23 protein-coding genes are annotated in these 24,579 nt (G+C 71.6%); 5 read left to right on the top strand and 18 right to left on the bottom strand.

Going from position 1 to position 24,579, the window contains the following annotated elements:
• Positions 1-96: 96 nt before the first annotated feature.
• Positions 97-744 carry a hypothetical protein gene (locus ACULK2_RS10005; protein ID WP_445967105.1) on the top strand — a complete coding sequence of 216 codons (648 nt, stop codon included), beginning with the start codon at positions 97-99 and terminating at the stop codon, positions 742-744.
• Positions 745-814: 70 nt separating this feature from the next.
• On the opposite strand, the gene ACULK2_RS10010 is transcribed toward ACULK2_RS10005, so the two are convergent.
• On the bottom strand, positions 815-1,339 hold the full coding sequence (locus ACULK2_RS10010) for a DoxX family membrane protein (RefSeq protein ID WP_445967106.1): 525 nt from the start codon (positions 1,337-1,339) through the stop codon (positions 815-817).
• Positions 1,340-1,578: 239 nt separating this feature from the next.
• Here ACULK2_RS10010 and ACULK2_RS10015 point away from each other — a divergent pair, with 239 nt between their 5' ends.
• Positions 1,579-2,889 carry a glycosyltransferase gene (locus tag ACULK2_RS10015; RefSeq protein WP_445967107.1) on the top strand — a complete coding sequence of 437 codons (1,311 nt, stop codon included), beginning with the start codon at positions 1,579-1,581 and terminating at the stop codon, positions 2,887-2,889.
• Between the two features lie 46 nt (positions 2,890-2,935).
• On the opposite strand, the gene nusB is transcribed toward ACULK2_RS10015, so the two are convergent.
• The 13 genes from nusB to ACULK2_RS10080 form a co-directional block, all read right to left on the bottom strand.
• Complete coding sequence (gene nusB, locus ACULK2_RS10020; RefSeq protein WP_445967108.1) at positions 2,936-3,349, bottom strand: transcription antitermination factor NusB; 414 nt, start codon at positions 3,347-3,349, stop codon at positions 2,936-2,938.
• Positions 3,349-3,912, bottom strand: coding sequence for an elongation factor P (gene efp / locus ACULK2_RS10025; protein ID WP_445967109.1), 564 nt, complete (start codon positions 3,910-3,912; stop codon positions 3,349-3,351). The genes nusB and efp overlap by 1 nt, the downstream gene beginning before the upstream one ends.
• Positions 3,913-3,987: 75 nt before the next feature.
• Positions 3,988-4,428 carry a type II 3-dehydroquinate dehydratase gene (locus ACULK2_RS10030; RefSeq protein WP_445967110.1) on the bottom strand — a complete coding sequence of 147 codons (441 nt, stop codon included), beginning with the start codon at positions 4,426-4,428 and terminating at the stop codon, positions 3,988-3,990.
• Positions 4,429-4,489: 61 nt separating this feature from the next.
• Positions 4,490-5,578, bottom strand: a complete 1,089-nt coding sequence (gene aroB, locus ACULK2_RS10035; RefSeq protein ID WP_445967111.1) for a 3-dehydroquinate synthase — start codon at positions 5,576-5,578, stop codon at positions 4,490-4,492.
• The gene (locus tag ACULK2_RS10040) at positions 5,575-6,123 is read right to left on the bottom strand and encodes a shikimate kinase (protein WP_445967112.1); all 549 of its coding nucleotides are present in this window, start codon (positions 6,121-6,123) and stop codon (positions 5,575-5,577) included. Before ACULK2_RS10040 ends, aroB begins: the two co-directional genes overlap by 4 nt.
• On the bottom strand, positions 6,116-7,327 hold the full coding sequence (gene aroC / locus ACULK2_RS10045) for a chorismate synthase (protein ID WP_445967113.1): 1,212 nt from the start codon (positions 7,325-7,327) through the stop codon (positions 6,116-6,118). The genes ACULK2_RS10040 and aroC overlap by 8 nt, the downstream gene beginning before the upstream one ends.
• Positions 7,328-7,351: 24 nt before the next feature.
• Positions 7,352-8,188 carry a shikimate dehydrogenase gene (locus tag ACULK2_RS10050; protein WP_501044914.1) on the bottom strand — a complete coding sequence of 279 codons (837 nt, stop codon included), beginning with the start codon at positions 8,186-8,188 and terminating at the stop codon, positions 7,352-7,354.
• A 2-nt stretch (positions 8,189-8,190) separates the two neighbouring features.
• Positions 8,191-10,302 carry an endolytic transglycosylase MltG gene (mltG, locus tag ACULK2_RS10055; protein ID WP_445967115.1) on the bottom strand — a complete coding sequence of 704 codons (2,112 nt, stop codon included), beginning with the start codon at positions 10,300-10,302 and terminating at the stop codon, positions 8,191-8,193.
• A 4-nt stretch (positions 10,303-10,306) separates the two neighbouring features.
• Positions 10,307-10,777: a Holliday junction resolvase RuvX gene (gene ruvX / locus ACULK2_RS10060; protein WP_445967116.1), complete on the bottom strand. Its 471-nt coding sequence runs from the start codon at positions 10,775-10,777 to the stop codon at positions 10,307-10,309.
• Positions 10,778-10,779: 2 nt separating this feature from the next.
• A complete protein-coding gene (alaS, locus tag ACULK2_RS10065; RefSeq protein ID WP_445967117.1) occupies positions 10,780-13,437 on the bottom strand; it encodes an alanine--tRNA ligase in 2,658 nt (885 codons plus the stop codon).
• Between the two features lie 69 nt (positions 13,438-13,506).
• Positions 13,507-13,695 (bottom strand): hypothetical protein, encoded by a 189-nt coding sequence (locus tag ACULK2_RS10070; protein ID WP_445967118.1) that lies wholly within the window; start codon positions 13,693-13,695, stop codon positions 13,507-13,509.
• A 156-nt stretch (positions 13,696-13,851) separates the two neighbouring features.
• On the bottom strand, positions 13,852-14,475 hold the full coding sequence (gene rpsD, locus ACULK2_RS10075; protein ID WP_445967119.1) for a 30S ribosomal protein S4: 624 nt from the start codon (positions 14,473-14,475) through the stop codon (positions 13,852-13,854).
• 185 nt (positions 14,476-14,660) lie between these two features.
• A complete protein-coding gene (locus ACULK2_RS10080) occupies positions 14,661-16,097 on the bottom strand; it encodes a replication-associated recombination protein A (protein WP_445967120.1) in 1,437 nt (478 codons plus the stop codon).
• Positions 16,098-16,212: 115 nt separating this feature from the next.
• Between ACULK2_RS10080 and ACULK2_RS10085 the strand changes: the two genes are divergently transcribed.
• The 3 genes from ACULK2_RS10085 (at position 16,213) to ACULK2_RS10095 (ending at position 19,049) form a co-directional block, all read left to right on the top strand.
• Positions 16,213-16,980: a peptidylprolyl isomerase gene (locus tag ACULK2_RS10085; RefSeq protein ID WP_445967121.1), complete on the top strand. Its 768-nt coding sequence runs from the start codon at positions 16,213-16,215 to the stop codon at positions 16,978-16,980.
• A 109-nt stretch (positions 16,981-17,089) separates the two neighbouring features.
• Positions 17,090-18,322 (top strand): DUF349 domain-containing protein, encoded by a 1,233-nt coding sequence (locus ACULK2_RS10090; protein ID WP_445967122.1) that lies wholly within the window; start codon positions 17,090-17,092, stop codon positions 18,320-18,322.
• A gap of 151 nt (positions 18,323-18,473) precedes the next feature.
• Entirely contained in the window at positions 18,474-19,049 is a 576-nt protein-coding gene (locus tag ACULK2_RS10095) for a type IV toxin-antitoxin system AbiEi family antitoxin (RefSeq protein ID WP_445967123.1), read from the top strand.
• Here the strand turns inward: ACULK2_RS10095 and ACULK2_RS10100 are convergent.
• The 4 genes from ACULK2_RS10100 to yajC form a co-directional block, all read right to left on the bottom strand.
• On the bottom strand, positions 19,028-21,283 hold the full coding sequence (locus ACULK2_RS10100) for a RelA/SpoT family protein (RefSeq protein ID WP_445967124.1): 2,256 nt from the start codon (positions 21,281-21,283) through the stop codon (positions 19,028-19,030). The two genes, ACULK2_RS10095 and ACULK2_RS10100, sit on opposite strands and share 22 nt — an antisense overlap.
• A 74-nt stretch (positions 21,284-21,357) precedes the next feature.
• The gene (gene secF, locus ACULK2_RS10105; RefSeq protein WP_445967125.1) at positions 21,358-22,371 is read right to left on the bottom strand and encodes a protein translocase subunit SecF; all 1,014 of its coding nucleotides are present in this window, start codon (positions 22,369-22,371) and stop codon (positions 21,358-21,360) included.
• A complete protein-coding gene (secD, locus tag ACULK2_RS10110) occupies positions 22,371-24,116 on the bottom strand; it encodes a protein translocase subunit SecD (protein ID WP_445967126.1) in 1,746 nt (581 codons plus the stop codon). Before secD ends, secF begins: the two co-directional genes overlap by 1 nt.
• 62 nt (positions 24,117-24,178) lie before the next feature.
• On the bottom strand, positions 24,179-24,529 hold the full coding sequence (gene yajC, locus ACULK2_RS10115; protein ID WP_501044915.1) for a preprotein translocase subunit YajC: 351 nt from the start codon (positions 24,527-24,529) through the stop codon (positions 24,179-24,181).
• Positions 24,530-24,579 lie beyond the last annotated feature (50 nt).

Genomic DNA, 24,579 nt, shown 5'->3' on the forward strand with positions numbered 1-24,579 from the left:
TCAAGGTTGTCGGTCGATCGATCCTACCAGCGACACGAGCGTGCGACGGATGCCGCGGCTCGCGTCGAGGGGACCGCCGTCCAGTACGGTGCGAGCATGCGAGCGCGTCCGAGTCGATCCGTCGCCGTGGCGATGGCCCTGCTGGCCGCGGCCTGGGCCTTCGTGCTGCTCGCGCCGCAGCAGCATGCCTGGTCGGGCGCGTACGGCATGCCCCGGTGGCTCTTCGCACTGAACACGCTTCCTCCCTACGATGCGGTCCGCGGATGGCTCGTGGCGAGCGGGACGGCCGACTTCTACCTCGTCTTCGGCGCCGCGGCATCCGCGTCGTTCGCGCTCATCTGGTTCGCGACCGGCCCGGCATTCGCGGCGCTCGGCTGGTCCGGGCGCGTGCTCGGCGGTCTCGTGCTCGCGGCGGCCGTCGTCACGCTGCTGAGCTACCTCAACCACGCCGACGGCGCTCCGCTGCGGTTCCTCTGGGGCGCCGAGGGGGTCCTGCTCGCCGTGATCGGGCTCTGGGCCGTGGTCGCCGCATTCGCCGCCCCGCGTGCGAACGCGGTCGCGACCTGGGAGCGGGTGCTGCTCGGAGCCACGCTCCCCCTGTTCATCGCGGCGACGCTGCTGCTCGGCTACTGGCCGCACGGCACGCTCGTCGGGTTCGGGCTCGAGGCGGCGGCGCTCGCGGCCTGGGGCGCGCGGTCGGACGCGCCCCCGGCCGAGCGCCGGGATGCCGCCGGGGCGACCTGAACGGCCGCGACGCGAAGGGGCGGGATGCATCGGCATCCCGCCCCTTCGCCCTGGTCCGGCGTGCGCCGACTCATCGACCGTGCGCCCGGCCCCGCAGCACGCGCGAGGCGATCACGAGCGCGGCGGCGACGAGCACGACGTTCTTCGCGACGTACTGGCCGAGGAGCGTCGGTCCCGCGGCGGTGATCAGCTCGTCGGTGAAGAACACGATCGGCGAGAAGATGCCGACGAACGCGACGGCGAGCACGACGAGGCCGAGGCGCGCGAACACGCCGGAGATCAACGCGGCGCCCGCGACGGTCTCGATGACGGCCGTGAGGACGATCGCCAGCTGGCCGCCGACGAGGCCGAACGTGAGCACGCCCCAGGTCGCCTCGACGAGCGGCTCGAGGGGACTGACGCCGGGGAAGAACTTCACGGCGCCGAAGACGACGAACACGGCGCCGAGCGCGACCCGCAGCGCGGGGATGCTCCAGCGCTCGAGGAACGCCTTGAGCGCGCCCTCGGCGTCGGCGAGGCGGACGGCGAGCGAGCGGTGATCTGCGGCGCGACGTGCGCCGGCCCGCGGAAGTCCGTGTGCGGAGATGGTGGTCATGACGGAGTGCTCCTTCCAGAGCGATGGTCGAGTGCGGGGGTCATGGATGCCGCGGAGTGCGACATGTCCCAGTGAACAGCCGGAGGCGATCCCCCGGATCAGTGCTCGCGCCGGAAGCCGCGGAGGGACATCCCCGTTTCCCGCGGGGGGAACGCCCGGTGCCCTGCTCCGGGTGGACCCGTACTCCACCCCCGTCCGGGGGGTCCTGACGCGGCGGTCTGGCGGCGCAGGAGCGGCACGTGCTGCAATGGCGCATGGCCGACGTCATGATCGCCGTCATGCCCTTCGCGGGCCACGTCGCACCGCTCGCGGCCGTGACCGCCGCCTTCGTCGAGGCGGGGCATCGGGTCCGCGTCTACACGGGACGCGCCTACGCCGACCGGTTCGCCGCACTCGGCGCCGAGGTGGTCCCGTGGTCGAGGGCGCCGGACTTCGACGAGCTCGACCTCGCCGCGACCTTTCCCGCCCTGCGTGGGCGGAGGGGCCCGCGGCAGCTGCTCGCGAACGTCGAGCACCTGTTCGTCGGGACGGGCGCGGCGCAGGGCGACGACCTCGTCGCGGCGTACCGGGAACAGCCGTGGGAGGTCATCGTCGCCGACGGGCTGAGCCTCGGCGCGCACTTCGCCGCGGAGCGCACCGGGACGCCGTCGGTCACCGTGAGCATCGTGCCGCTCTCGATGCCCACGCCGGAGCTGCCGCCGCCCATCCTCCCGCTGCTCCCCGCGACGGGCCCGCTCGGCAGGCTCCGCGACCGGGTGCTGAACGCCGCCCTCTCATTCGGTTCGCGCGGCGTGCAGCGGGCGTACGACGCGCAGCGCGCGGCATCCGGCCTGCCGCCGACCGACGCCCCGCTCGAGGCCGCCTGGCACTCCCCCGACCTGGTCTGCGCGTCGGGGGTTCCCGAGCTCGAGTTCCCGCGCAGCTCGTGGCCCGTCCGCATCGAGTTCGTCGGTGCGCTCGCGCCGACCGGATCGGTCCGGACGGATCCGCCGGCGTGGTGGGCCGACCTGCCGGACGACCGGCCCGTCGTCCACGTGACGCAGGGCACGCTGAACGTCGACCCGGACGACCTCATCCGCCCCGCGTTCGCGGCCCTCGGTCGACAGCCCGTCTCGATCGTCGCGACGACCGGGCGCGCCGACGCGCCGGATGTCCCGTTCCCGGTGCCGCCGAACGCGTACGTCGCCGGGCTCGTCGACTACGCCGCACTGCTGCCGCGCGTCGAGGCGATGATCACGAACGGCGGCTGGGGCGGCGTGCTCGCCGCGTTGTCGCACGGGATCCCGCTCATCGTCGCGGGCGGCGACATCGACAAGCCCGTCATCGCCGCGCGCATCGGCTGGGCCGGCGCGGGGATCGACCTGCGGACGGGGTCGCCCCGGCCGCGGGCGATCCTGCGCGCGTGGCGACGCCTCGCAACAGACCCGGGATACCGGGAGCGCGCCGAGGCGATCGGCCGCGCGTTGCGCGCGCACGACGGGCCGCGCGAGGTGGTCGAGCACACGACGGCGCTCGTCGAACGCCATCGGAGCGAGCGGCCGGCGGCCTGAGCCGGATCGGGAACGCCCGGCCAGCGGGTCGCGGTGCCGCCGGGCGTCAGCCCTTCGAGTGCGACACGGCCGCGAGGAGGCCGTTGACGAAGCCCGCGGAGTCGTCGGTCGAGAGCACGGTGGCAGCCTCGACCGCCTCGGAGATCGCGACCGGGTCGGGCACCTCGTCGTTGTAGACGATCTCCCAGACGCCGATGCGCAGCAGCGCCCGGTCGACGGCCGGCATGCGCTCGAGGGTCCAGCCTCGCGAGTGCGTGGTGATGAGCTCGTCGATCTCCTCGCGATGGTCGACGATGCCGTCGACGATCTCGCGCGCGTACAGCCACGACGCCTGGCGCTCGGGCTCGTTCACCGCGCGCTCGGCCTCGACGGCCAGCACCTGCTCGACCGGGACCTGTCGCATGTCGGCCGAGTACAGCATGTCGAGGGCGCGCTTGCGCGCCTTCGTGCGGGCGCTCACTAGTCGTTCACGCGGCCGAGGTAGTCGCCCGACCGGGTGTCGACCTTGACCTTGGTACCGGTCTCCAGGAACAGCGGAACCTGGATCTCGTACCCGGTCTCGACCGTCGCGGCCTTCGTGCCGCCGGTCGAGCGGTCGCCCTGCAGGCCCGGCTCGGTGTACGTGATCTCGAGCACGACCGAGGCGGGGAGCTCGACGTAGAGCGGGTTGCCGTTGTTCAGCGCGATCGTGACCGACTGGTTCTCGAGCATGAAGTTCGCGGCGTCGCCCACGGTCGCCGCGGGCACGGTGAGCTGGTCGTAGTCGGTCTGGTCCATGAACACGAAGCCGTCGCCGTCGTTGTACAGGTAGGTGAAGTCGCGACGATCGACGTTCTCGATGTCGACCTTGGCGCCCGCGTTGTACGTCTTGTCGACGACCTTGCCGGTCACGACGTTCTTCAGCTTGGTGCGCACGAACGCACCGCCCTTGCCGGGCTTGACGTGCTGGAACTCGACGACGCTCCAGAGCTGGCCGTCGATGTTCAGGACGACGCCGTTCTTGATGTCAGCGGTGGATGCCATGGAAGTGCTTTCCGTTCGATGGAGGGAAGTCTGCGGGCACGCCGAAGGGCATGCGACTGATCGAGTGTAGTCGACTCAGCCGTGCGATCGCAGGAGCCAGTCGACCGCGAGCCGGTAGGAGTCCGACCCGAAGCCGGCGATCACCCCGGTCGCGACGCCCGAGATCACGCTCGTGTGCCGGAACGTCTCGCGGGCGTGCGGGTTCGACATGTGCACCTCGACGAGCGGCACGCCCGCGGTCTTCAACTGGGCCGCCGCGTCGCGCAGCGCATAGCTGTAGTGCGTGAATGCGGCGGGGTTCAGCACGACCGGCAGCCGCCGGTCCACGGCCTCGTGGATCCAGCCGATGAGCTCGGCCTCGTCGTCGGTCTGCCGCAGGTCGATCTCGATGCCGTCGGGAACGGATGCCGCGAGGCTCGCGCCGACGTCGGCGAGCGTCTCCGACCCGTACACCTCGGGCTCGCGGGTGCCGAGGCGCCCCAGGTTCGGGCCGTTCAGGACGAGGATCGTGGTCATGCCGGAAGCCTAGCGGCGCGGCATCCGTCGCCCGACCCGGCGGCCGGGGCCCCGAACGCGCTCAGGACGCGATCTCCTGGTAGGCGGCGAACAGCAGCGACTGGTCGGGCGCGAGCATGACCGTGGGCTTGGCGAGGTCGTCGAGCACGATGAAGCGGAGCTGGCCGGCGCGGGCCTTCTTGTCGCGCTGCATGGTCGCCAGGAGCGTGTTCCACCGCCCGGCGGGGTACGAGGTCGGCAGGCTGAGCAGGTCGAGCACCTGCTTGTGCCGGTCGGCCACCTCGTCGGAGAGGCGCCCGGAGAGCCGGCCGAGCTCGGCGGCGAACGCCATGCCGACCGCGACCGCAGCGCCGTGCCGCCACTGGTAGCGCTCGGCGTGCTCGACCGCGTGGCCGAGCGTGTGCCCGTAGTTGAGGATCTCGCGGAGGCCCGCCTCGCGGAAGTCCTCGGAGACGACGTCGGCCTTCATCCGGATCGCGAGTTCCACGACACGGCGGAACTCGGGCGTCGTCGGGTCGGTCGCGACGTCCGGGTCGGCCTCGATCACGTCGAGGATCTCCGGGTAGCGGATGAACCCGGCCTTCACGATCTCGGCGAAGCCCGCGAGGATCTCGTTCTTCGGAAGGGTGTCGAGCACCTCGAGGTCGCACAGCACCTCGGCCGGCGCGTGGAAGACGCCCACGAGGTTCTTGCCCTCGTTGGTGTTGATGCCGGTCTTGCCGCCGACGGCGGCGTCGACCATGCCGAGCACGGTCGTGGGGACCTGGACGATGCGGACGCCGCGGAGCCAGGTCGCCGCCACGAAGCCCGCGAGATCGGTGATGGCTCCCCCGCCGAAGCCGACGACCACGTCCGTGCGCGTGAAGTCGGCCTGGCCGAGGATCTGCCAGCAGAACGCCGCGACCTCGACGCGCTTGGCCTGCTCGGCGTCCGGCACCTCGGCGAGGAGCACGTCGAATCGGTCGCCGAGCGCCTCGCGCAGCACTGCGGCGCGCGCGCCGAGGGTGGCCGGATGGACGATCAGCACCTTGCGCGCCGATGCGCCGATGGCGTCGCCGAGCCCGTCCACGACGCCGCGGCCGATGCGCACGTCGTACCCGTCGTCGCCGCCGACGCGGATCACCGTCGCCGTCGCCCCGTGCTCGCTCATTCGCGTCCTCCAGCCCACTCGGTGATCTCCTCGACGATCCGCGCGACCGAGCGACGCGAGGTGTCGATGCTGAGGCCCGCGACCTCGTCGTACAGCGGCCGGCGTTCCGCACGGATGCGGATCCACCGATCGAGCCCGCCGTCGGCCAGCAGCGGCCGGGTGCTCCCGGCCAGTCGGGGGGCGACGGCCTCGGGCCGCACGTCCAATCCGACGACCGCGAGGCGGGCGAGGTCGGCGCGGGTGCCGGCGTCGAGGACCGCGCCGCCGCCGAGCGAGACGACCGCCGGCTCGCGCAGGGCCTCGGCGACGACCTGCCGCTCGATCGCGCGGAAGGCCGCCTCGCCCTCGCGCGCGAAGATCTCCTCGATCGGGCCGTAGCGTTCGACGATCCGCTGGTCGGTGTCCACGAACGGTGCCCCGACGGATGCCGCGAGGCGGGCGCCCACGCGCGACTTGCCCGAGCCCATGGGGCCCACGAGCACGATCGGCAGGGGCACCGCCCGTGTGCCGCGAGCCGCGGCATCCGTCCGGTGCGGCTCAGGCACGGACCGCGCCGTCGGCGACCTCGCTCGCGAGCGCGTCGGGGATCGCCGCGAGGTAGGCCTCGAGGTTGCGCCGGGTCTCGGCCACCGAGTCGCCGCCGAACTTCTCGATGACCGCGTTCGCCACGGTGAGCGCGACCATCGCCTCGGCGACGACGCCCGCCGCCGGGACCGCGCACACGTCGGAGCGCTGGTGGTGCGCCGGAGCCGGCTCGCCGGTCGCGACATCGATCGTCGGCAGGGCGCGCGGGACGGTCGCGATCGGCTTCATGCCCGCACGGACCCGCAGCACGGTGCCCGTCGACATGCCGCCCTCGGTGCCGCCCGCGCGGTCGCTCGCGCGCACGATCCGGCCGTCGGCGAGGTGCAGCTCGTCGTGCGCCGCCGATCCTCGCCGGCGGGTCGTCTCGAAGCCGTCGCCGACCTCGACGCCCTTGATCGCCTGGATGCCCATGAGCGCGGCCGCGAGCTGCGCGTCGAGTCGGCGGTCCCAGTGCACGTGCGAGCCGAGCCCGGGCGGCAGGCCGTAGGCGAGCACCTCGACGACGCCGCCGAGCGTGTCGCCCTCCTTGTGCGCGTCGTCGACCTCGGCCACCATCCGCTCGCTCGTCGCCGCGTCGAAGCAGCGGAGCGGGTCGGCGTCGAGCCGGTCGACGTCGGAGGGCATCGGCAGCTCGCTGCCCTCCGGGACGCGGACCGGACCGATCGCGACCGTGTGCGAGACGAGGCGGATGCCGAGCTCGCCGAGGAAGGACCGGGCGACCGCGCCGAGCGCGACGCGCGCGGCCGTCTCGCGCGCGCTCGCGCGCTCGAGCACCGGGCGGGCCTCGTCGAAGCCGTACTTCTGCATGCCCACCAGGTCGGCGTGCCCCGGACGCGGCCGCGTGAGCGGCGCCCCACGGCCGCCGCCGAGCGCCTCGGCGTCGACGGGCTCGGGGCTCATGACCTGCTGCCACTTCGGCCACTCGGTGTTGCCGATCCGCAGGGCCACGGGGCTTCCGAGGGTCAGGCCGTGACGGACGCCCCCGGAGACGGCCAGCTCGTCCTGCTCGAACTTCATCCGCGCACCGCGGCCGTAGCCGAGCTTGCGGCGCGCCAGGTCCGCGCGGATGTCATCGAGGGAGACGGGGATGCCTGCGGGGAGGCCTTCGAGGATCGCGACGAGTTCGGGGCCGTGCGATTCCCCGGCGGTGAGCCATCGGAGCATGCCCACCATCCTCCCACAGCGGAATCAAAGGCTCCGGCGCATGACGTCGAGCACGGCCTCCTCGTCGGGCAGCGGCTCGAACGGGTCACCGGAGACGAAGATGCGCACCTGCAGGAGCGCCTGGTGGAGGAGCATCCCGACACCGTGGACGACTCGGCCTCCGCGGTCGAGCCAGCCGGCGGCGAGCCGCGACGGCCACGGATCGTACGCGACGTCGAGCAGGAGCGCCGAGGTCGTGAGCGGCGCCGAGGGCACGGCACCGAGGTCGGAGCCACCGGGCACGGTGCTCACGACGAGGTCGGCGGATGCCGCGTCCGCGAGCTCCGCGAGCGGGCGCACGTGCACGACGAGCCCCAGGCGTCGGCCGAGCTCCTCGACGCCGATCGCCCGGTCGGGGTTGCGCACGACCGCATCGACCTCGACGGCGCCGAGCTCGGCCATCGCGACGAGCGCCGACGACGCGGTCGCCCCGCCGCCGATGAGCACGCCCCGGTGGACGCGCTCGAGACCGGCCTCGCCGAGCGCTCGGACGATGCCGCCGACATCGGTGTTGAAGCCCTGCAGCGTGCCGTCCTCTGCGAACCGGACGGTGTTCGCGGCGCGGGCGAGTTCGACGAGGCGGTCCGCGCCGTCGAGGTGCTCGAGCACCTCGTGCTTCAGCGGCATGGTCAGCGACAGGCCCCGCCACGCGGCATCCGCATCGGCCCGGACCCGCCCGAGGAAGCCCGCGAGCTCGCCCGACCGCACCTCGATCGCGTCGTACCGCCAGTCGAGCCCGAGCCGCTCGTACGCCGCGAGATGCAGCGGCGGGCTCTTCGAGTGCTCGATCGGGGAGCCGAGCACCGCCAGCCTCGTCGCCATGGTCATCCGTTCTCGTCGAGGTACTGCAGGAACTGCTCGACCGCGGCCTCGTGCTCCTCCAGCGTCGCCGAGAACACGGTCTCGCCCGTCTCGAGGTTCACCGTGACGAAGTACAGCCACGGCCCGTCGGCCGGGTTCTGCGCGGCGTCGATCGTGACGTCGCCCGGGTTGCCGATCGGCCCCGGCGGGAGGCCGGGATGCACGTACGTGTTGTACGGGTTCGACGCGTCGGCGCGTTCGGCGTCGGTCGTCGTCACGACGGTGTCGTCGCCGGTGCCGTAGTGCACCGTCGAGTCGAACTGCAGCAGCTGCGACGGGAACTGGTTCGGATCGAGCCGGTTCCTGATCACTCGGGACACCTTGTAGGCGTCGGCCTCGGAACCGGCCTCCCGCTCGATGAGCGAGGCGATGACCACCGTCTCCCACCGGTCCTCAGGGGCGACGCCGGCATCGTCGAGTGCCTGGAACGACCGGTCGACGAGCGTCTGCACGACCTCGTCGGCCGTCACGTCGGGGCCGAAGGTGTAGGTCGCCGGGAATAGGAAGCCCTCGACGCTGGTGGCCTCAGCGGGCAGGCCGAGCGCCTGGGGGTCGGATGCCGCGGCCTCGAGCTCCTCGATCGGGATCCCGGTCGCCGCGGCGGCGTTCGCGAGCGCATCGCGCGCCCACAGCCCCTCCTGGATCACGAAGGTGTTCTCGAGCTTGTTCTCGGGATCGAGCAGCGCGTCGAGCGCCTCCTCGGCGCTCATCTGGTTCGCCAGACGGTAGGCGCCCGGGTAGAAGGTGGGCTGCTCGGAGCGGCTCGTGACCTCCTCGATGAAGGCCTCCGAGGAGGCGACGACGTCCTGCTCCTCGAGGTTCACCGCGATGGTCTCGCCGCCGTCGCCCTCGTTGATCATGAAGACGATCTCGCCGGTGCCCGCGCCCGAGTAGTCCTCGGGCGGCTGGAACCGCTCGATCAGCGAGGTGATCGGGCCCTGCAAGAAGAACACGGCGCCGGCGACGAGCGCGCCGAGCACGATCAGGGCGATGAGGCAGCCCCATGCCCCGCGCCGGCGGCGGTTCGGTTCGCGCTCGTGCTCCTCGAACTCCCAGGACGCCGCGGCGCGGCGGTCGGCGCGCGACGGGCGCGGGTCGTCGCTGCGCCAGTCGGCGAACGGGTCCTGCTCGTTGGGGTCGGTCTCGGTGACGAGGCCGCGACCGCCGGTCGGCCATTCCCCGTCGTCGGGCCGGCCATGCGTCGGCCGGGCGGATGCCGCGGCGCCCGCGCCGGACGCTGCGTACCGGGCGTCGTCGAGGTCGTACCCCTGGTCGCTCCACTGGGCGCCGTCCTCCGGACGGCGCGCGTCCGTCGGATACTGCGACTCCTCGGCGTACTGCGACGCCTGACCGTACGGGTCGTGCTGGGCGTACGGGTCGTGCTCGGCGTACGCGTCGTCCTCGGCGTACGCGTCGCGCCGGGCGTATCGTTCGGAACCGTCGTACGGGTCGTGCCCGGCGTACGCGTCCTGCTCGGCGTACGCGTCCCGCTCGGCGTACCGGTCGGGCCCGGCGTAGGCGTCCTGCCCGGCGGTCGCGTCCTGCCCGGAGTACCGGTCGTGCTCGGCGTACGCGTCGTGCTCGGCGTACCGGTCGTGCTCGGCGTACCGGTCGTGCTCGGCGTACGCGTCGGCAGTCGGGTACGGAGCCGCCTCGGGCGCCCGGGATCGCGGATGCTGGCCCGGGAGTCCGGTCGGACCGGTCGCGGCGGCGCGTGCCGACTGCGGCGACGGAACCGCGTGCGTCGGGCTCCGTGGCGCCGCGGGCGGTTGCGGCCGCTGCTGCCGCGCGCCCTCCTCGGCACGACGCCGGGCCTCCTCCGCAGCCGCGCGCTCCGCCTCGTACGCGGCCGCCCGGCGAGACTCCTCCGCGGCGCCGCGACGCGCCTCCTCCTCTGCGGCGTGCTGCGCTGCCTCGGCGGCCGCCCGCTGCTCCATCTCCCGGAGCTCCCGTCGGGTCCGCGGCACCGACGGCTGCGCGGGCGCCGCGCCGGTCCCGGCCGCGTGGTCACCCCATCGCTGGTCGGATGGCGGCGGCACGGCGCCGCTGCGGCGCTCGGGGGGGAGCTGTGTCACGAGGTCAGGGGCCTTCCTCGACGGAGATCGTGCGTCCGGGGGCGGTGCCCGATGCGCGTTCGGCATCGATGGCGTGTTGCAGAATGATAACGGCTGCAGCTTGGTCGATGATCGGACGCTGCTTCTTCGAGGACTTCCCCGCCGACCGGAGCGCCTGCTGGGCGCTCACGGTCGACATCCGCTCGTCGACGAGCCGAACCCTCGCGCCGGCCCGCGCAAGCCGCTCGGCGAAGCCCACCGCGTCGGCCGTCGACGCCGTCGCCTGCCCCGAGAGCGAGAGCGGATGGCCGACGACGAGCTCGATCGCCTCGAACTCGCCGGCCAGCTCGAGCACCCGGCGGACGTCGCCGCCCTCGTCGTCGGCGCGCCGGGCGACCGTCTCGACGGGGACCGCGAGGATCGCCGACGGATCGCAGCGCGCGACGCCGATGCGCGCTCGGCCGACGTCGATGCCGAGGCGCGCTCCGGGTCGCACGATCAGGCCCCTGACGCGGTTCGCGCGGCCCTCAGTGCCGCGGGGATCGCGGCGAGATCGGTGCCGCCCCCCTGCGCCAGGTCGGGCTTGCCGCCACCGCCGCCGCCGAGGGCCGCCGCCATCGCCTTCGCGATCGCGCCCGCGTTCGCACCCTCCTCACGGGCGGCCGGAGAGGTCGCGGCGATCGCCAGCGGCTTGCCGCCGACCTCGCCGACGAGCGCGATGACGGATGCCGCGTCGCCGAGCCGCGCGCGCACGGCCGTCGCGAGCGAGCGGAGCTCGTCGCCCGAGCCGAGCTTCCCCACCGTCTCGGTGACGATCAGCAGATCGCCGGCCCGTTCCGCCTTCGCGGCGAGATCGGGCACGCGATCGTTCAGGGCCTTCGCCTCGAAGGCCTGGATCTTCTTCTCCGCCGCCTTGAGGCTCGCGACGAGCTCGCCGACCCGGTCCACGAGCAGCTCGGGGCGTGTCTTCAAGGTGCCCGTCAGCTCGGTGACGAGGGCACGCTCGGCGGCGAAGCGCTGGAACGCGTCCCGCCCGACGAGCGACTCGACGCGGCGGTTGGACGCGCCGACCGAGGACTCGCCGACGATGTTGATCATGCCGATCTCGGCGCTCCGGGTGACGTGGGTGCCCGCGCAGAGCTCGCGCGACCACGGCCCGCCGATGTCGACCACGCGCACCACGTCGCCGTACTTCTCGCCGAACAGCGCCATGGCGCCGAGCGCCTTCGCCTCGTCGATCGGCATCTCGCGAGTGACCACCTCGAGGTTCTCACGGACGGCCCCGTTCGCGACCTCCTCGATCTCGCTGCGCGTCTCTGTCGAGAGCGCCTGGTTCCAGCCGTAGTCGAGTCGCAGGTAGCCCGCCTTGTTGAACGAACCGGACTGGTGCGCCGTCGGTCCGAGCACCTGGCGGAGCGCCGCGTGCACGAGATGCGTGCCGGAGTGGGCCTGCGTCGCACCGCGCCGGTAGTCCTCGTCGACGATGCTCGTCGCAGGCACGCCGACTCCGACCTCGCCTGCCGTGACGGTCACGGTGTGGCTGATGAGGCCCTTGACCGGCTTCTGCACGTCGAGCACCCGGAGTTCGAACCCGTCGCCGACGATGCGGCCCTGGTCGGGCGCCTGGCCGCCGGACTCGGCGTACAGCGAGGTCTCGGCGAGGATCACCTCGGCCGTCTGGCCGGCGGTCGCCGACGCGACGGGCCGGCCGTCCACGAGGATCCCGAGCACGCTCGAGTCGGTCACCAGGTCGGTGTAGCCCGTGAAGACGGTCTCGCCCCTGGCACGGAAGTCGCTGTAGACCGAGAGGTCGGCGAGCACCTTCTTCTTCGACTTCGCATCGGCCTTCGCGCGCGATCGCTGGTCGGCCATGAGCGTGTCGAACGCCGGACGGTCGACGGCCAGCCCCGCCTCCTCGGCCATCTCGAGCGTGAGCTCGATCGGGAAGCCGTACGTGTCGTGCAGGAGGAACGCGGTGTCGCCGGCGAGTTCGGCCGCGCCATCCGCCTTGGTCCTCGCCACCGCGGTGTCGAGGATCGCGGTGCCCGCGGTCAGGGTGCGGAGGAAGGTCGCCTCCTCGCCGAGGGCGAGCTGCTCGATCTGGGTGTAGCTCGTCGCGACCTCGGGGTAGGCGGCCTTCATCGCGTCGCGCGACGCGGCGAACAGCTCGCGGAAGGTCGGTCCCTCGACGCCGAGCAGGCGCATCGCGCGGATGCTGCGGCGGAGCAGGCGGCGCAGGATGTACCCGCGGCCCTCGTTCGAGGGCGTCACGCCGTCGCTCATGAGCATGAGCGATGAGCGGATGTGGTCGGCGATGACGCGCATGCGCACGTCGTCCTCGTGATCGGCGCCGTACCGGCGACCGGAGAGGCGCGCGGCCTCGTCGAGGACGGGCCGCACCTGGTCGATCTCGTACATGTTGTCGACGCCCTGCTTGATGAACGCGACGCGCTCGAGGCCCATGCCGGTGTCGATGTTCTTCTTGGGCAGCTCCTTCACGATCGTGAAGTCGGTCTTCGACTTCACGTCGGCGATGAGGTACTGCATGAACACGAGGTTCCAGATCTCGACGTAGCGGTCGTCGTCAGTGGCGGGGCCGCCGTCGATGCCGTACTCGGGGCCGCGATCGAAGAAGATCTCCGAACACGGGCCGGCGGGTCCGGGCTGGCCGGTGTGCCAGTAGTTGGTGTCCTTGCCGAGGCCCTGGATGCGCTCCTCGGGCAGGCCCGCGACGCGCTTCCAGATCTCGCGCGCCTCGTCGTCGTCCTCGTAGACGGTGACCCAGAGGTCCTCCGGGTCGAAGCCGTAGCCGCCGTCTGCCTCCGGAGAGGTCAGGAGCTCCCACGCGAACGTGATCGCCCCCTCCTTGAAGTAGTCGCCGAACGAGAAGTTGCCGTTCATCTGGAAGAACGTGCCGTGGCGAGGGGTCTTGCCGACCTCCTCGATGTCGTTCGTCCGGATGCACTTCTGCACGCTCGTGGCGCGCGGGTACGGCGCGGGGACGACTCCCGTGAGGTACGGGACGAACGGCACCATGCCGGCCACCGTGAACAGCAACGAGGGGTCGTCGGACACGAGCGAGGCCGACGGCACGACCGTGTGGCCGCGTGCCGCGAAGAAGTCAAGCCAGCGCTGGCGGATCTCGGCAGTCTGCATGGTTCCGTTCTGGTTCGTGGGGATTGTGGAACTCCCGCGCTCGCACGCGGGACGGCTCTCGCGCCGCGTCTAGTGGTTTTCGGCCGCCCGGAGCTCGGCCTCACGGGCGTGGTAGCCCTCGGCCACCGCACGTCCGAACGCGCGCGCCTTGGCGTCGATCCCCGAGAAGAACTCACGGCCCTGGGCCGTGCGGTTGACCTGGTGCGCGACCGCGAACCCGGCCGCGACGCCGACGGTGAACCACAGGATGCTCTTCACGTCTCACTCCTCGATGGGTCGTGCTCGCGCCGCGCGGTGCGCACGCGTCGTCTCAGTCTAGGGCGTGCGACGGATGCCGCGGGGAGGCCTCGAACCTCCGTGGAGACGACGAACGGGGCCGCGGCGAACCGCGACCCCGTCCGGGAGAACCGCCGACTACCGCGCGGCGTAGTACTCGACGACGAGCTGGACGTCACACGTGACGGGCACCTCGGCGCGCTTCGGGCGACGCACGAGCTTGGCCTGCAGCTTGTCGAGCTCGACCTCGAGGTAGCCCGGGGTCTTGGGGAGCACGTCGACGTGGCCGCCGGCCGCCGCGACCTGGAACGGCTCGGTGCCCTCGGAGCGCTGCTTGACGCCCACGACCTGGCCCGGCTTCACGCGGAACGAGGGGCGGTCGACGATATTGCCGTCGACGGTGATGTGGCGGTGCACCACGAACTGGCGGGCCTGCGAGATGGTGCGGGCGAAGCCGGCGCGGAGCACGAGCGCGTCGAGGCGCATCTCGAGGAGCTCGACGAGGTTCTCACCGGTCAGGCCGTCGGTGCGGCGGGCCTCGTTGAACGCGATGCGGAGCTGCTTCTCGCGGATGCCGTACTGGGCGCGCAGGCGCTGCTTCTCGCGGAGGCGGACCGCGTAGTCGGAGTCCTGCTTGCGCTTGGTGCGGCCGTGCTCGCCGGGGGCGTACGGACGCTTCTCCATGTACTTGGCGGCCTTCGGGGTGAGGGCGACGCCGAGCGCGCGGGAGAGGCGGGTCTTGCTTCGGGACTGGTTGGTCACGATGTCCTTTCGGAGGATTCTCAAACGGTGTGGTTCCGGGCGCGCTCGTCGCCGGAAAGACGATGTTCAGAGGGGTTCGCCACGGGGCGACCGGCTACAGGTCGCATCCCTTCGCCGTGGAAACCGCGCAGCCGCACGCGAGAATCTGGCTTCAGGCCAGCGACGATCTTATCATGGACGCACGGTCAGCGTTCACCGCGCACGATGCGGCGGAGCTTGGCCAGACGCGCCGACACCTCGCGCTCGTTCCCGTGCTCGGTCGGCGTGTAGTAGACGGCGCCCTTCAGCGGGTCGGGCAGGTACTGCTGCGGCACGACGCCGATCGGGTCGTCGTGCGGGTATGCGTATCCCTTGCCGTGGCCGAGGCGCTTCGCGCCCGGGTAGTGCGCGTCGCGCAGGTGCTTCGGGACGCGGCCGGCCCGACCCGCGCGGACGTCGGCCAGCGCGGCGTCGATACCGAGGTAGGCGGCGTTCGACTTCGGCGCGGTCGCGAGGTGCACCACCGCCTGCGCCAATGGGATGCGCCCCTCCGGCATGCCGATGTACTGCACCGCGTCGGCCGCGGCCACGGCCACCCCGAGCGCGGTGGGATCGGCCATGCCGATGTCCTCCGACGCGAGCACGATGATCCGGCGCGCGATGAAGCGCGGATCCTCGCCGGCCTCGATCATGCGCGCGAGGTAATGGAGTGCGGCGTCGACGTCGCTGCCGCGCACCGACTTGATGAACGCGCTGATCACGTCGTAGTGCTCGTCGCCGTCGCGGTCGTATCGCAGGAGCGCGCGGTCGACCGCTCGAGCGACCACCTCGGGCGTGATGAGCGCGCGCGGCGCCACGCCGTCCGAGACTCCGGCGTCGCCGGCGCCGCCCTCCTCGTCGGCGCCACCGTCGTCGCCGGCGGCATCCGCCGTCGACTCGTCGGCCGCAGCGCTCTGGGCGACCTCGCTGAGCGCAGAGGTGGATGCCGCCTCGAGGGCCGTGAGCGCACGACGTGCGTCGCCCGATGCCAGGCGCACGATCGCCGCCCGCGCCTCGGGAGCGAGGTCGACCCGACCGTCGAGGCCCCGGGGGTCGGCGACCGCGCGGTCCACGAGCATCCCGAGGTCGTCGTCGTCGAGGGTCTCGAGCGTGAGCAGCAACGAGCGCGACAGCAGCGGCGAGATCACCGAGAACGACGGGTTCTCGGTGGTTGCCGCGACGAGGATGACCCAGCCGTTCTCCACGCCCGGGAGCAACGCGTCCTGTTGGGCCTTCGTGAAGCGGTGGATCTCGTCGAGGAACAGCACGGTCGATACGCCGTAGAGGTCGCGATCGGCGCGCGCGGCCTCCATCACCTGCCGCACGTCGCGCACGCCCGCGGTGACCGCCGAGAGCTCGACGAACTTGCGCCCCGACGAACGCGCGATCGCCTGCGCGAGCGTCGTCTTGCCGGTACCGGGCGGACCCCACAGGATCACCGAGACCGCGCCCGACTCCCCCGTGCGGTCGGCGGCGAGCGCCACGAGCGGCGAGCCGGGGGTCAGCAGGTGCCGCTGGCCGGCCACCTCGTCGAGGCTCCGCGGCCGCATGCGCACCGCGAGGGGGGTCGCGCCCGAGCGCAGCCCCTGGGCCGAATCCACCATGCCGACCAGCGTAATCCGGGGAACCGACACCGCCGTCGGTGCGGGGTCGCGCGATTCGCGAGCGCAGGGCACGGCCCCGTAGGCTCTCCCCGCAGGATTCCCCCGAAGGAGCAGCGTGGCAACGAACGACCGTCAGGCGCGCGAGGAGCGGACGCGCCTCCGCACGTACCAGGCCCGCCAGGAGGTGCACCGCCGTGCGGTGCGCCGACGGACCCGCGACAACGTCATCGCCGGCGTCGCCCTCGTCGTGGTGCTCGCGCTCGCCACCGCCGCACAGCTCTTCTACTTCTCCGGGGGCCCGGGCGCACCGGAGGCCGAGCCCACGCCGACCCCGACGCCGACCGCCGAGGCCGCCGAGGTCCCCTCTCCCGACCTGGCGGAGGACCGCACGTGGGTCGGCGCGCTCACGCTGAACGACACCACGCTCTCGATCGAGCTCGACGGCGCCGCTGCGCCGCAGGCGGTGGCGAGCACCGTGAGCCTCGTCGACTCCGGCTTCTACGACGGGCTCACCTGCCACCGCCTCACCACCGAGGGCATCTTCGTGCTCCAGTGCGGCGACCCGAACGGCGACGGCTCGGGCGGGCCGGGCTACAGCTACGGCCCGATCGAGAACGCGCCGGCCGACGAGGTCTACCCGGCCGGCACCATCGCGATGGCACGCCAGGGCGGCGCGGCCGACAGCCAGGGCAGCCAGTTCTTCGTCGTCTACGAGGACTCCACGATCCCGTCCGACGCCGCAGGCGGGTACACCGTGATCGGTCGCGTGACCGACGGGCTCGATGCGCTGCGCACCGACATCACCGACGGGGGCGTCGCCGACGGCGCGACCGACGGGGCCCCGGTGCGACCCGTGAGCATCACCTCGTTCGTCGTGGAATGAGCCTCCGGCCGACGCTCGCAAGGGACCGACGGCCTCCCCGAGGGTGCAATAGGCTTGATGCCGTCTATCCGCCGCGCATGCGGCATCCGCACGACGACAGGGTGAGTTCGTGACCGATTCAGCACAGCAACCGTGGGGCCGCGTCGACGAGACGGGCACCGTCTTCGTGCGGACCAGCGAGGGCGAGCGCGAGGTCGGGCAGTACCCCGACGCGACCGCTGAGGAGGCGCTGGCCTACTTCGAGCGGAAGTACGCCGACCTCGCCGGCGCGGTCGGCCTGCTCGAGCAGCGCGTGCGACGCGGTGCCCCCGCAGCGGATGTCGCCAAGGCCGTCGCGACGCTCCAGGCGAGCGTCGCCGACGCGCACGCCGTCGGCGACCTCGACGCGCTCACCCGCCGACTCGAGGCCCTCTCGGGTACGACGCAGGAACTCACGGCGCAGCAGCAGGCAGAGGCCAAGGCGGCGCTCGCCGACGCGATCGCCGAGCGCACGCGCATCGTCGAGGAGGCCGAGGCGCTCGCCGCACAGGACCCGGCGAAGACGCAGTGGAAGCAGACCTCCGCCGAGCTCGACGGACTGTTCTCCCGCTGGCAGAGGCACCAGCAGGACGGGCCGCGCCTGCCCAAGGGCGAGGCGAACGAGCTCTGGAAGCGGTTCCGGGCCGCCCGCTCGACGATCGAGCAGCACCGCAAGGCGTTCTTCGCCGAGCTCGACGCGGCTCACCGCGAGGTGCGCCAGCGCAAGCAGCGCCTGATCGAGCGCGCCGAGGCGCTCGCGCCGCGCGGCGCCGACGGCGTCGTCGAGTACCGGGCGCTGCTCGACGAGTGGAAGCAGGCCGGCCGCGCCGGCAAGAAGGTCGATGACGCGCTCTGGGCGAAGTTCAAGGCCGCGGGCGACGTGTTGTTCCAGGCGAAGGCCGAGATCGACGCGAAGGACGACGAGGAGTATCGCGCGAACCTCACCGAGAAGCTCGCGCTGCTCGACGAGGCCGACGCGTTGCTCGCGTCGAAGGACGCCCGGGTCGCTCGCTCCACGTTGAACGGCATCCAGCGCCGGTGGGACGAGATCGGCCGAGTGCCCCGCGACCAGGTCCGCACGGTCGAGGACCGTCTGCGCAAGGTCGAGAACCACGTCCGCGCCCTGGAGGACGAGCGCTGGGAACGCGAGGATCCGGAGAAGAAGGCGCGGTCCGAGGGCATGCTCGGCCAGCTGCACGACGCGATCTCGAAGCTCGAGTCCGAGCTCGCCGAGGCCGAGTCCGCGGGCGACGCGAAGGCGATCGCCGCGGCCCGTGAGGCGCTCGACGCTCGCCGGGCCTGGCTCAAAGCCGTCGGCGGCTGATCCGGCGCGGATCCGACTCCGACCCGCCCTCGCGCCCGCGACGGCGGGTCGAATCGTCCGATCCTCCTGCACCGGCCGCCCACGACCTGCACCATCCACAATCCGGGGCGACCGCGTCCCGGAGCGTCCCCGGCTGACGCACCATGGGCGCATGGCCCGACTCTCCTCCGTCCTCGACGTCCACGACCTTCCCCTCGCCGAGCTCTGCGCCGCCCGACTCGACGGCGAGCTCATGCGGATCGGCGACGGGTGGTGCCCGGTCGACGAGCCCGACCTGCCGAGCCTGCGCGCCGCGATCGTCGCGCCCGGCCTGCCCGCGCCGTTCATCGTCGAGCGACGGTCGGCCGCCTGGGTGCACGGCGCGCTACCGGCGCCGCCCGTCGCGCCGGAGTGCTGCGTGCCGCACGCCTCGCGGGTGTCGACCAGGTCGCTCCCCCGCGCCATGGTGCTGCGCGAGGTCGCGATCACGTCCGACGAGATCGCGGAGGTGGGCGGCATCCGCTGCACCACGCTCGACCGCACGGTCTACGACCTCGTCCGCGACGCCGAGCCCGCGCCCGACGCGGTCCGGATCGTCGCCGCCCTGCTCGCCCTCGACGCGGGCGCGGAGGGACGCGTCCGTGCACGGATGGAGCACTCCCGCCGGATGCCGCACAAGTCCGCGGCGCTCCGGCGTCTCGGCGACGCCGCGGTGTTCGCCGCGAGTCAGCCGTCGCTGACGCGGTAGACGTCGTAGACCGCGTCGATGCGGCGCACGGCGTTGAGGACCCGGTCGAGGTGGGTCGTGTCGCCCATCTCGAAGACGAATCGGCTGATCGCCAGCCGGTCGGTGGAGGTCGACACGTTCGCCGACAGGATGTTGACGTGGTGTTCGCTCAGCACCCGCGTGACGTCGGAGAGCAGGCCGGCCCGGTCGAGCGCCTCGATCTGGATCTGCACCAGGAACACGCTCTTCGAACTCGGCGCCCACTCGACGTCGATCATGCGGTCCGGCTCTCGAAGCAGCGACTGCACGTTGTGGCACGACGCCTGGTGGACCGAGACGCCCGACCCGCGCGTGATGAAGCCGATGATGTCGTCTCCCGGCACGGGCGTGCAGCACCGTGCGATCTTGACGAGGATGTCGGGCGCCCCTCGCACGAGCACGCCCGAATCGCTCGTGCGCGGAAGCGGACGCGATCGGACGGGGATGGCGGGGAGCTCCGGTTCGTCGGCGTCGTCGACGTCGCGGACGAGGGCGATCACCTTCTCGATGACCGACTGGGTCGACACGTGGCCCTCGCCGACGGCGGCGTAGAGCGCCGAGACGTCGTCGTAGCGCAGCTGTGCCGCGACTTCGGCGAACGACTCCTGGCTCATCAGCTTCTGCAGCGGGAGGTTCTGCTTGCGCATCGCCCGCGCGATCGCATCGCGGCCGTGCTCGATCGCCTCGTCGCGACGCTCCTTCGTGAACCACTGGCGGATCTTGCTCTTCGCACGCGGGCTCTTGACGAAGTTCAGCCAGTCCTTGCTCGGGCCGGAGTCGGGGTTCTTCGACGTGAAGACCTCGACGACGTCGCCGCTCGCGAGCTCGCTCTCGAGCGGAACGAGCCGCCCGTTCACCTTCGCGCCCATGGTGCGGTGACCGACCTCGGTGTGCACGGCGTAGGCGAAGTCGACGGGAGTCGCACCCGCGGGCAGGCCGATGACGCGCCCCTTCGGCGTGAAGACGTAGACCTCCTTCGCGCCGATCTCGAACCGCAGCGAGTCGAGGAACTCCCCCGGGTCGGCCGTCTCGGCCTGCCAATCCGAGATGTGCGCGAGCCACGCCATGTCGGCGTCGCCCTTGGTCGAGCCGCTGTCGACATGACCGGCGGCCATCCGCTCCTTGTACTTCCAGTGCGCCGCGACACCGTACTCGGCGCGCTGGTGCATGTCGTGCGTACGGATCTGGATCTCGACGGGCCGCCCCTTGGGCCCGATCACGGTGGTGTGCAGCGACTGGTACAGGTTGAACTTCGGCGTCGCGATGTAGTCCTTGAAACGGCCGGGTACCGGGGTCCAGCGCGCGTGGATCGAGCCGAGCACTGCGTAGCAGTCGCGAACCGAGTTCACGAGGATCCGGATGCCGACGAGGTCGTAGATGTCGTCGAAGTCGCGGCCCCGGACGATCATCTTCTGGTAGATCGAGTAGTACTGCTTCGGACGGCCGACCACCTTGCCGCGGATGCGTGCGGCCTTGAGGTCATCGGAGACCAGGTCGATGACCGACTGCACGTACTCCTCCCGCTGCGGGGTGCGCTGCTTGACCAGGCTCTCGATCTCGGCGTAGAGCTTCGGGTAGAGGACCGCGAACGAGAGGTCCTCGAGCTCCCACTTGATGGTCTGGATGCCCAGCCGGTGCGCGAGCGGCGCGTAGATCTCGAGCGTCTCGGTCGCCTTCCGCGATGCGGACGCCGCGGGAACGAATCCCCAGGTGCGCGCATTGTGCAGGCGGTCGGCGAGCTTGATGATCAGCACGCGGATGTCCTTCGACATCGCGACGATCATCTTGCGGACGGTCTCGGCCTGCGTCGAGTCGCCGTACTTGACCTTGTCGAGCTTGGTGACGCCGTCGACGAGCATCGCGATCTCGTCGCCGAAGTCCGCGCGGAGCTGGTCGAGGGTGTAGGCGGTGTCTTCGACCGTGTCGTGCAGGAGGGCCGCGGCCACGGCCTTCGAACCGATGCCGAGGTCGGCCAGGATCTGCGCGACCGCGATCGGGTGGGTGATGTACGGCTCGCCGCTCCGGCGCTTCTGGCCCTCATGGGCGCGCTCGGCGACCGTGTAGGCGCGCTCGATGACCGACAGGTCGGCCTTCGGATGGTGCATGCGCACGGTGCGCACCACGCTGTCGACCGCTCCAGCAGGAAGTGCCTTGGAGAAGATCCGAGGCACGAGTCGACGCAGTGACGCCGTCGAGTTGACACCGGTATCGGTCATGAGCCCCGCACCTCCAGACCTCAATTATCACCGCTTCCGGAGCGGGAACGCGCCATCGAGGTCCGGAGGCCGCCTCAGGAGACGGGGACGGCCTCGGCCGTGGAGCCGCCCGCGCGCTCGCGCTCCTTGAGCACCTTCTGCTCGTGGCGCTTGATCGCGGGCTCGCCTTCGCGCAGCTGCGAGTACAGCGGCGCGGCGATGAAGACCGTCGACCAGGTGCCCACGAGGATGCCGATGAGCAGCGCCAGCGAGATGTCCCGCAGCGTGTCGGCCCCGAGCACGCCGGCACCGATGAAGAGGATGGCCGCGACCGGCAGGGCCGCCACCACGCTGGTGTTGATCGAGCGGACGAGGGTCTGGTTCACGGCGAGGTTCACCGACTCGGCGAAGGTGCGACGGGATTCCTGGCCGTCCTCCGACGTGTTCTCGCGGATCTTGTCGAAGACCACGACGGTGTCGTAGAGCGAGTAGCTCAGGATCGTCAAGATGCCGATGACCGCGGCCGGCGTCACCTCGAAGCCCACGGCGGCGTAGAGCCCCGCCGTCACGACGAGGTCGCCGAGGAGCGACAGGATCGCAGCGAGCGACATCTTCCAGGTGCGGAAGTACAACGCCATGATGACCGCGGCGAGGAGCAGGAACGCGAGCAGGCCGAGGAGCGCCTGCCTCGTGATGTCCGCACCCCAGCTCGCACCGATGAACGAGGACGTGACCTCGGACTCCGGCACGCCGTACGCGTCGGCGAGGGCGGTGGTCAGCTCGCGCGACTCCGCCTGCTCGAGCTGGTCGGTCTGCACCCGCACGCCGTCGTCGCCGACGATCGTCACGCGGGCGACCGCGCCGGGGACGACCTCTCCGACGGCGTCGATGGCCGGCTGCTCGGTCGCGTTCTCGACCCCGACGATCTGGAACTGCGAACCGCCGCGGAACTCGATGCCGAAGTTGAAGCCGCGGACGACGGGGACCAGCACCGAGAGGATGATGAGCACCGCGGCGATGGCGTACCACTTCCGGCGTCCGCCGACGAAGTTGAACGAGCGCTTGCCCGTGTAGAGGTCGTTGCCGAAGGTGGTGAGACGGCTGGCCATCAGGACTCCTTGCTCTCGCCGGCGCCGACGGTGGCGTCGGCCTGCGCGGCCTTGCGCTCCGCGATGGTCTGGCGCCTCTGCGCCTCGCGCGAGCTGGATGCCGCCTTCTTCGCCGGAACGGCGACCGGCTTGCGGAACTCGGCGCGACCGCGGTAGACCGCCCCCAGCGCCTGCGGGTCGAGACCCGACCAGGAGTGACCGCTGGAGAAGAACCGCGTCTGCGCGAGCAACTGCAGCATCGGGTGCGTGAACAGGATCACGACGATGACGTCGATGATCGTGGTCAGACCGAGGGTGAACGCGAAGCCGCGCACGCTGCCGACGGCGAGGATGTAGAGCACGACCGCCGCGAGCAGGTTCATCGACTTCGAGGAGAGGACCGTTCGCAGCGCGCGCTTCCAGCCCGCCTCGACGGCGCCGACGAGCGGCCGCCCGTCGCGCAGTTCGTCTCGCACGCGTTCGAAGTACACGATGAACGAGTCGGCGGTGAAGCCGATCGCCACGATCAGACCCGCGATGCCCGCCAGCGACAGTCGGTAGCCCTGGTACCAGCCGAGGATCGTGATCATCAGGTACGTGATGACTCCGGCGATGATGAGCGACGCGATCGTGACCGACGCGAGCGCGCGGTACTGGAAGATCGTGTAGATCACCACGAGGATCAGGCCGATGATGCCCGCGATGAGGCCCGACTGCAGCTGCGAGGTTCCGAGGGTCGCGGAGATCGTGTCGGAGGACTGCACCTCGAAGCTGATCGGCAGCGCGCCGAACTTCAGCTGGTCGGCGAGCGCCTTCGACGACTCCTGCGAGAAGTTGCCCGTCACCTGCGGTCGACCGTCGGTGATGACGCCGTTCATCTGGGGCGCCGACAGCACGGCACCGTCGAGCACGAAGGCGAACTGGTCGCGCGGCGTCTGGCCGTTGAGCGCGAACAGCCGCTGGCTGACCTCGGCGAACGCCTCGGTACCCCGCTCGTTGAAGACGATGTTGACCGCCCACTGGCCGGTGGTGGCGCCCGTCTGCGTCTGCACCATGCCGTTGGTCGCGTCGACGATGTCCTCGCCGCTGACCTCGACCGGTCCGAGCAGGTACTTGATGGTCCGGGTCGAGTCGCACGTGACGAGCGGCTCGTCGGAGGGGGCGACGTTCGCGCCGCTCTCGTCGAGCGCCGCGCAGTCGAAGGTGTCGAACTCGTCCTGCAGCGCGGGCGTCACCCAGTTCGGGTCGCTCGCGTCGGTCGGCTCGACGGTCGGCGTGTCCGAGAGTTCCTCCCCCTCGGCCCCCTCGGTCGGCTCGGGGCTGGCGCTCGGGTCGATCGACGAGTTCGTCGCGGCGTCCGCGAGCAGCACCGGCCGGAGCTCCAGCTTCGCCGAGGACTCGATGCGGTTCCGGGTCTGCTCGTCGAGCTCGCCCGGGATCGCGACGACGACGTTCTGGCCGCCCTGCGTCGTGATGTCCGCCTCGGATACGCCGGAGGCGTCGACGCGCTGGCGGATGATCGACACCGCCTGGTCGAGCTGCTCCTGCGAGACGGACTCGCCGTCGGCGAGCTGCGGCGCGAGGATGATCTGCGTGCCGCCCTCGAGGTCGAGCGCGAGCTTCGGGGTCCAGGAGCCGCCGCCCCAGATCACCCCGGCCGCGTTGATGCCGAACAGCGCGACGATGATGACGCCGAGCCAGGTCAGTGATCGCACGGCCTTGCGGACGGGCGTCGGTCGCGAGGACCGCTTGGATGGTGCAGCCACGGTTGTGCCTTCTCTGCAGGGAGCCCGCGCAGCATCGCGCGGGCAGAGCTATGGGGTGGGCCTCAGTCGTCCGACTTCTTGGTGTCGGGCGTCTCGTCGTTCGGCGTCTCGTCGACGCGCTGGCCGAACTCGGGCTCACCGTCGATCGCGGCAGCGGCCTCGGCCGGCGCCTCGACGGGCTCCACCACGCGGGCGATCGTCTGGCGGTGCACCGTGAGGACGGTGCCCGGCGACGACTCGAGCTCCACGCGGTTCTCCTCCTCGTCGATCGAGAGGATCGTTCCGAACACCCCGAAGTTCGTCATCACGGTCGCGCCCGGCTGGACCTTCGTCTGCAGCTCGCGCTGCTCCGCCTGGCGCTTCCGGGAGTTCCGGAACATGAAGAAGATCAGGACCGCCAGGACGGCGAGCATGATGAGAGTCAGCGGATCAAGGACCATGGGGTGGGAAACCTTCCGGTGTG

The sequence above is a fragment of the Agromyces molybdatiresistens genome, from assembly GCF_052748445.2.

Coding starts and splice junctions, on each gene's coding strand:
- ACULK2_RS10005 (WP_445967105.1), top strand. CDS start 97: ATGCGAGCGCGTCCGAGTCGATCCGTCGCCGTGGCGATGGCCCTGCTG.
- ACULK2_RS10010 (WP_445967106.1), bottom strand. CDS start 1,339: ATGACCACCATCTCCGCACACGGACTTCCGCGGGCCGGCGCACGTCGC.
- efp (WP_445967109.1), bottom strand. CDS start 3,912: ATGGCATCCACCGCTGACATCAAGAACGGCGTCGTCCTGAACATCGAC.
- ACULK2_RS10030 (WP_445967110.1), bottom strand. CDS start 4,428: ATGACCACGATCCTCGTCCTGAACGGCCCGAACCTGGGGCGCCTCGGC.
- aroB (WP_445967111.1), bottom strand. CDS start 5,578: ATGAGCGAGCACGGGGCGACGGCGACGGTGATCCGCGTCGGCGGCGAC.
- aroC (WP_445967113.1), bottom strand. CDS start 7,327: ATGCTCCGATGGCTCACCGCCGGGGAATCGCACGGCCCCGAACTCGTC.
- ACULK2_RS10050 (WP_501044914.1), bottom strand. CDS start 8,188: ATGGCGACGAGGCTGGCGGTGCTCGGCTCCCCGATCGAGCACTCGAAG.
- alaS (WP_445967117.1), bottom strand. CDS start 13,437: ATGCAGACTGCCGAGATCCGCCAGCGCTGGCTTGACTTCTTCGCGGCA.
- ACULK2_RS10080 (WP_445967120.1), bottom strand. CDS start 16,097: ATGGTGGATTCGGCCCAGGGGCTGCGCTCGGGCGCGACCCCCCTCGCG.
- ACULK2_RS10095 (WP_445967123.1), top strand. CDS start 18,474: ATGGCCCGACTCTCCTCCGTCCTCGACGTCCACGACCTTCCCCTCGCC.
- ACULK2_RS10100 (WP_445967124.1), bottom strand. CDS start 21,283: ATGACCGATACCGGTGTCAACTCGACGGCGTCACTGCGTCGACTCGTG.
- secF (WP_445967125.1), bottom strand. CDS start 22,371: ATGGCCAGCCGTCTCACCACCTTCGGCAACGACCTCTACACGGGCAAG.
- yajC (WP_501044915.1), bottom strand. CDS start 24,529: ATGCTCGCCGTCCTGGCGGTCCTGATCTTCTTCATGTTCCGGAACTCC.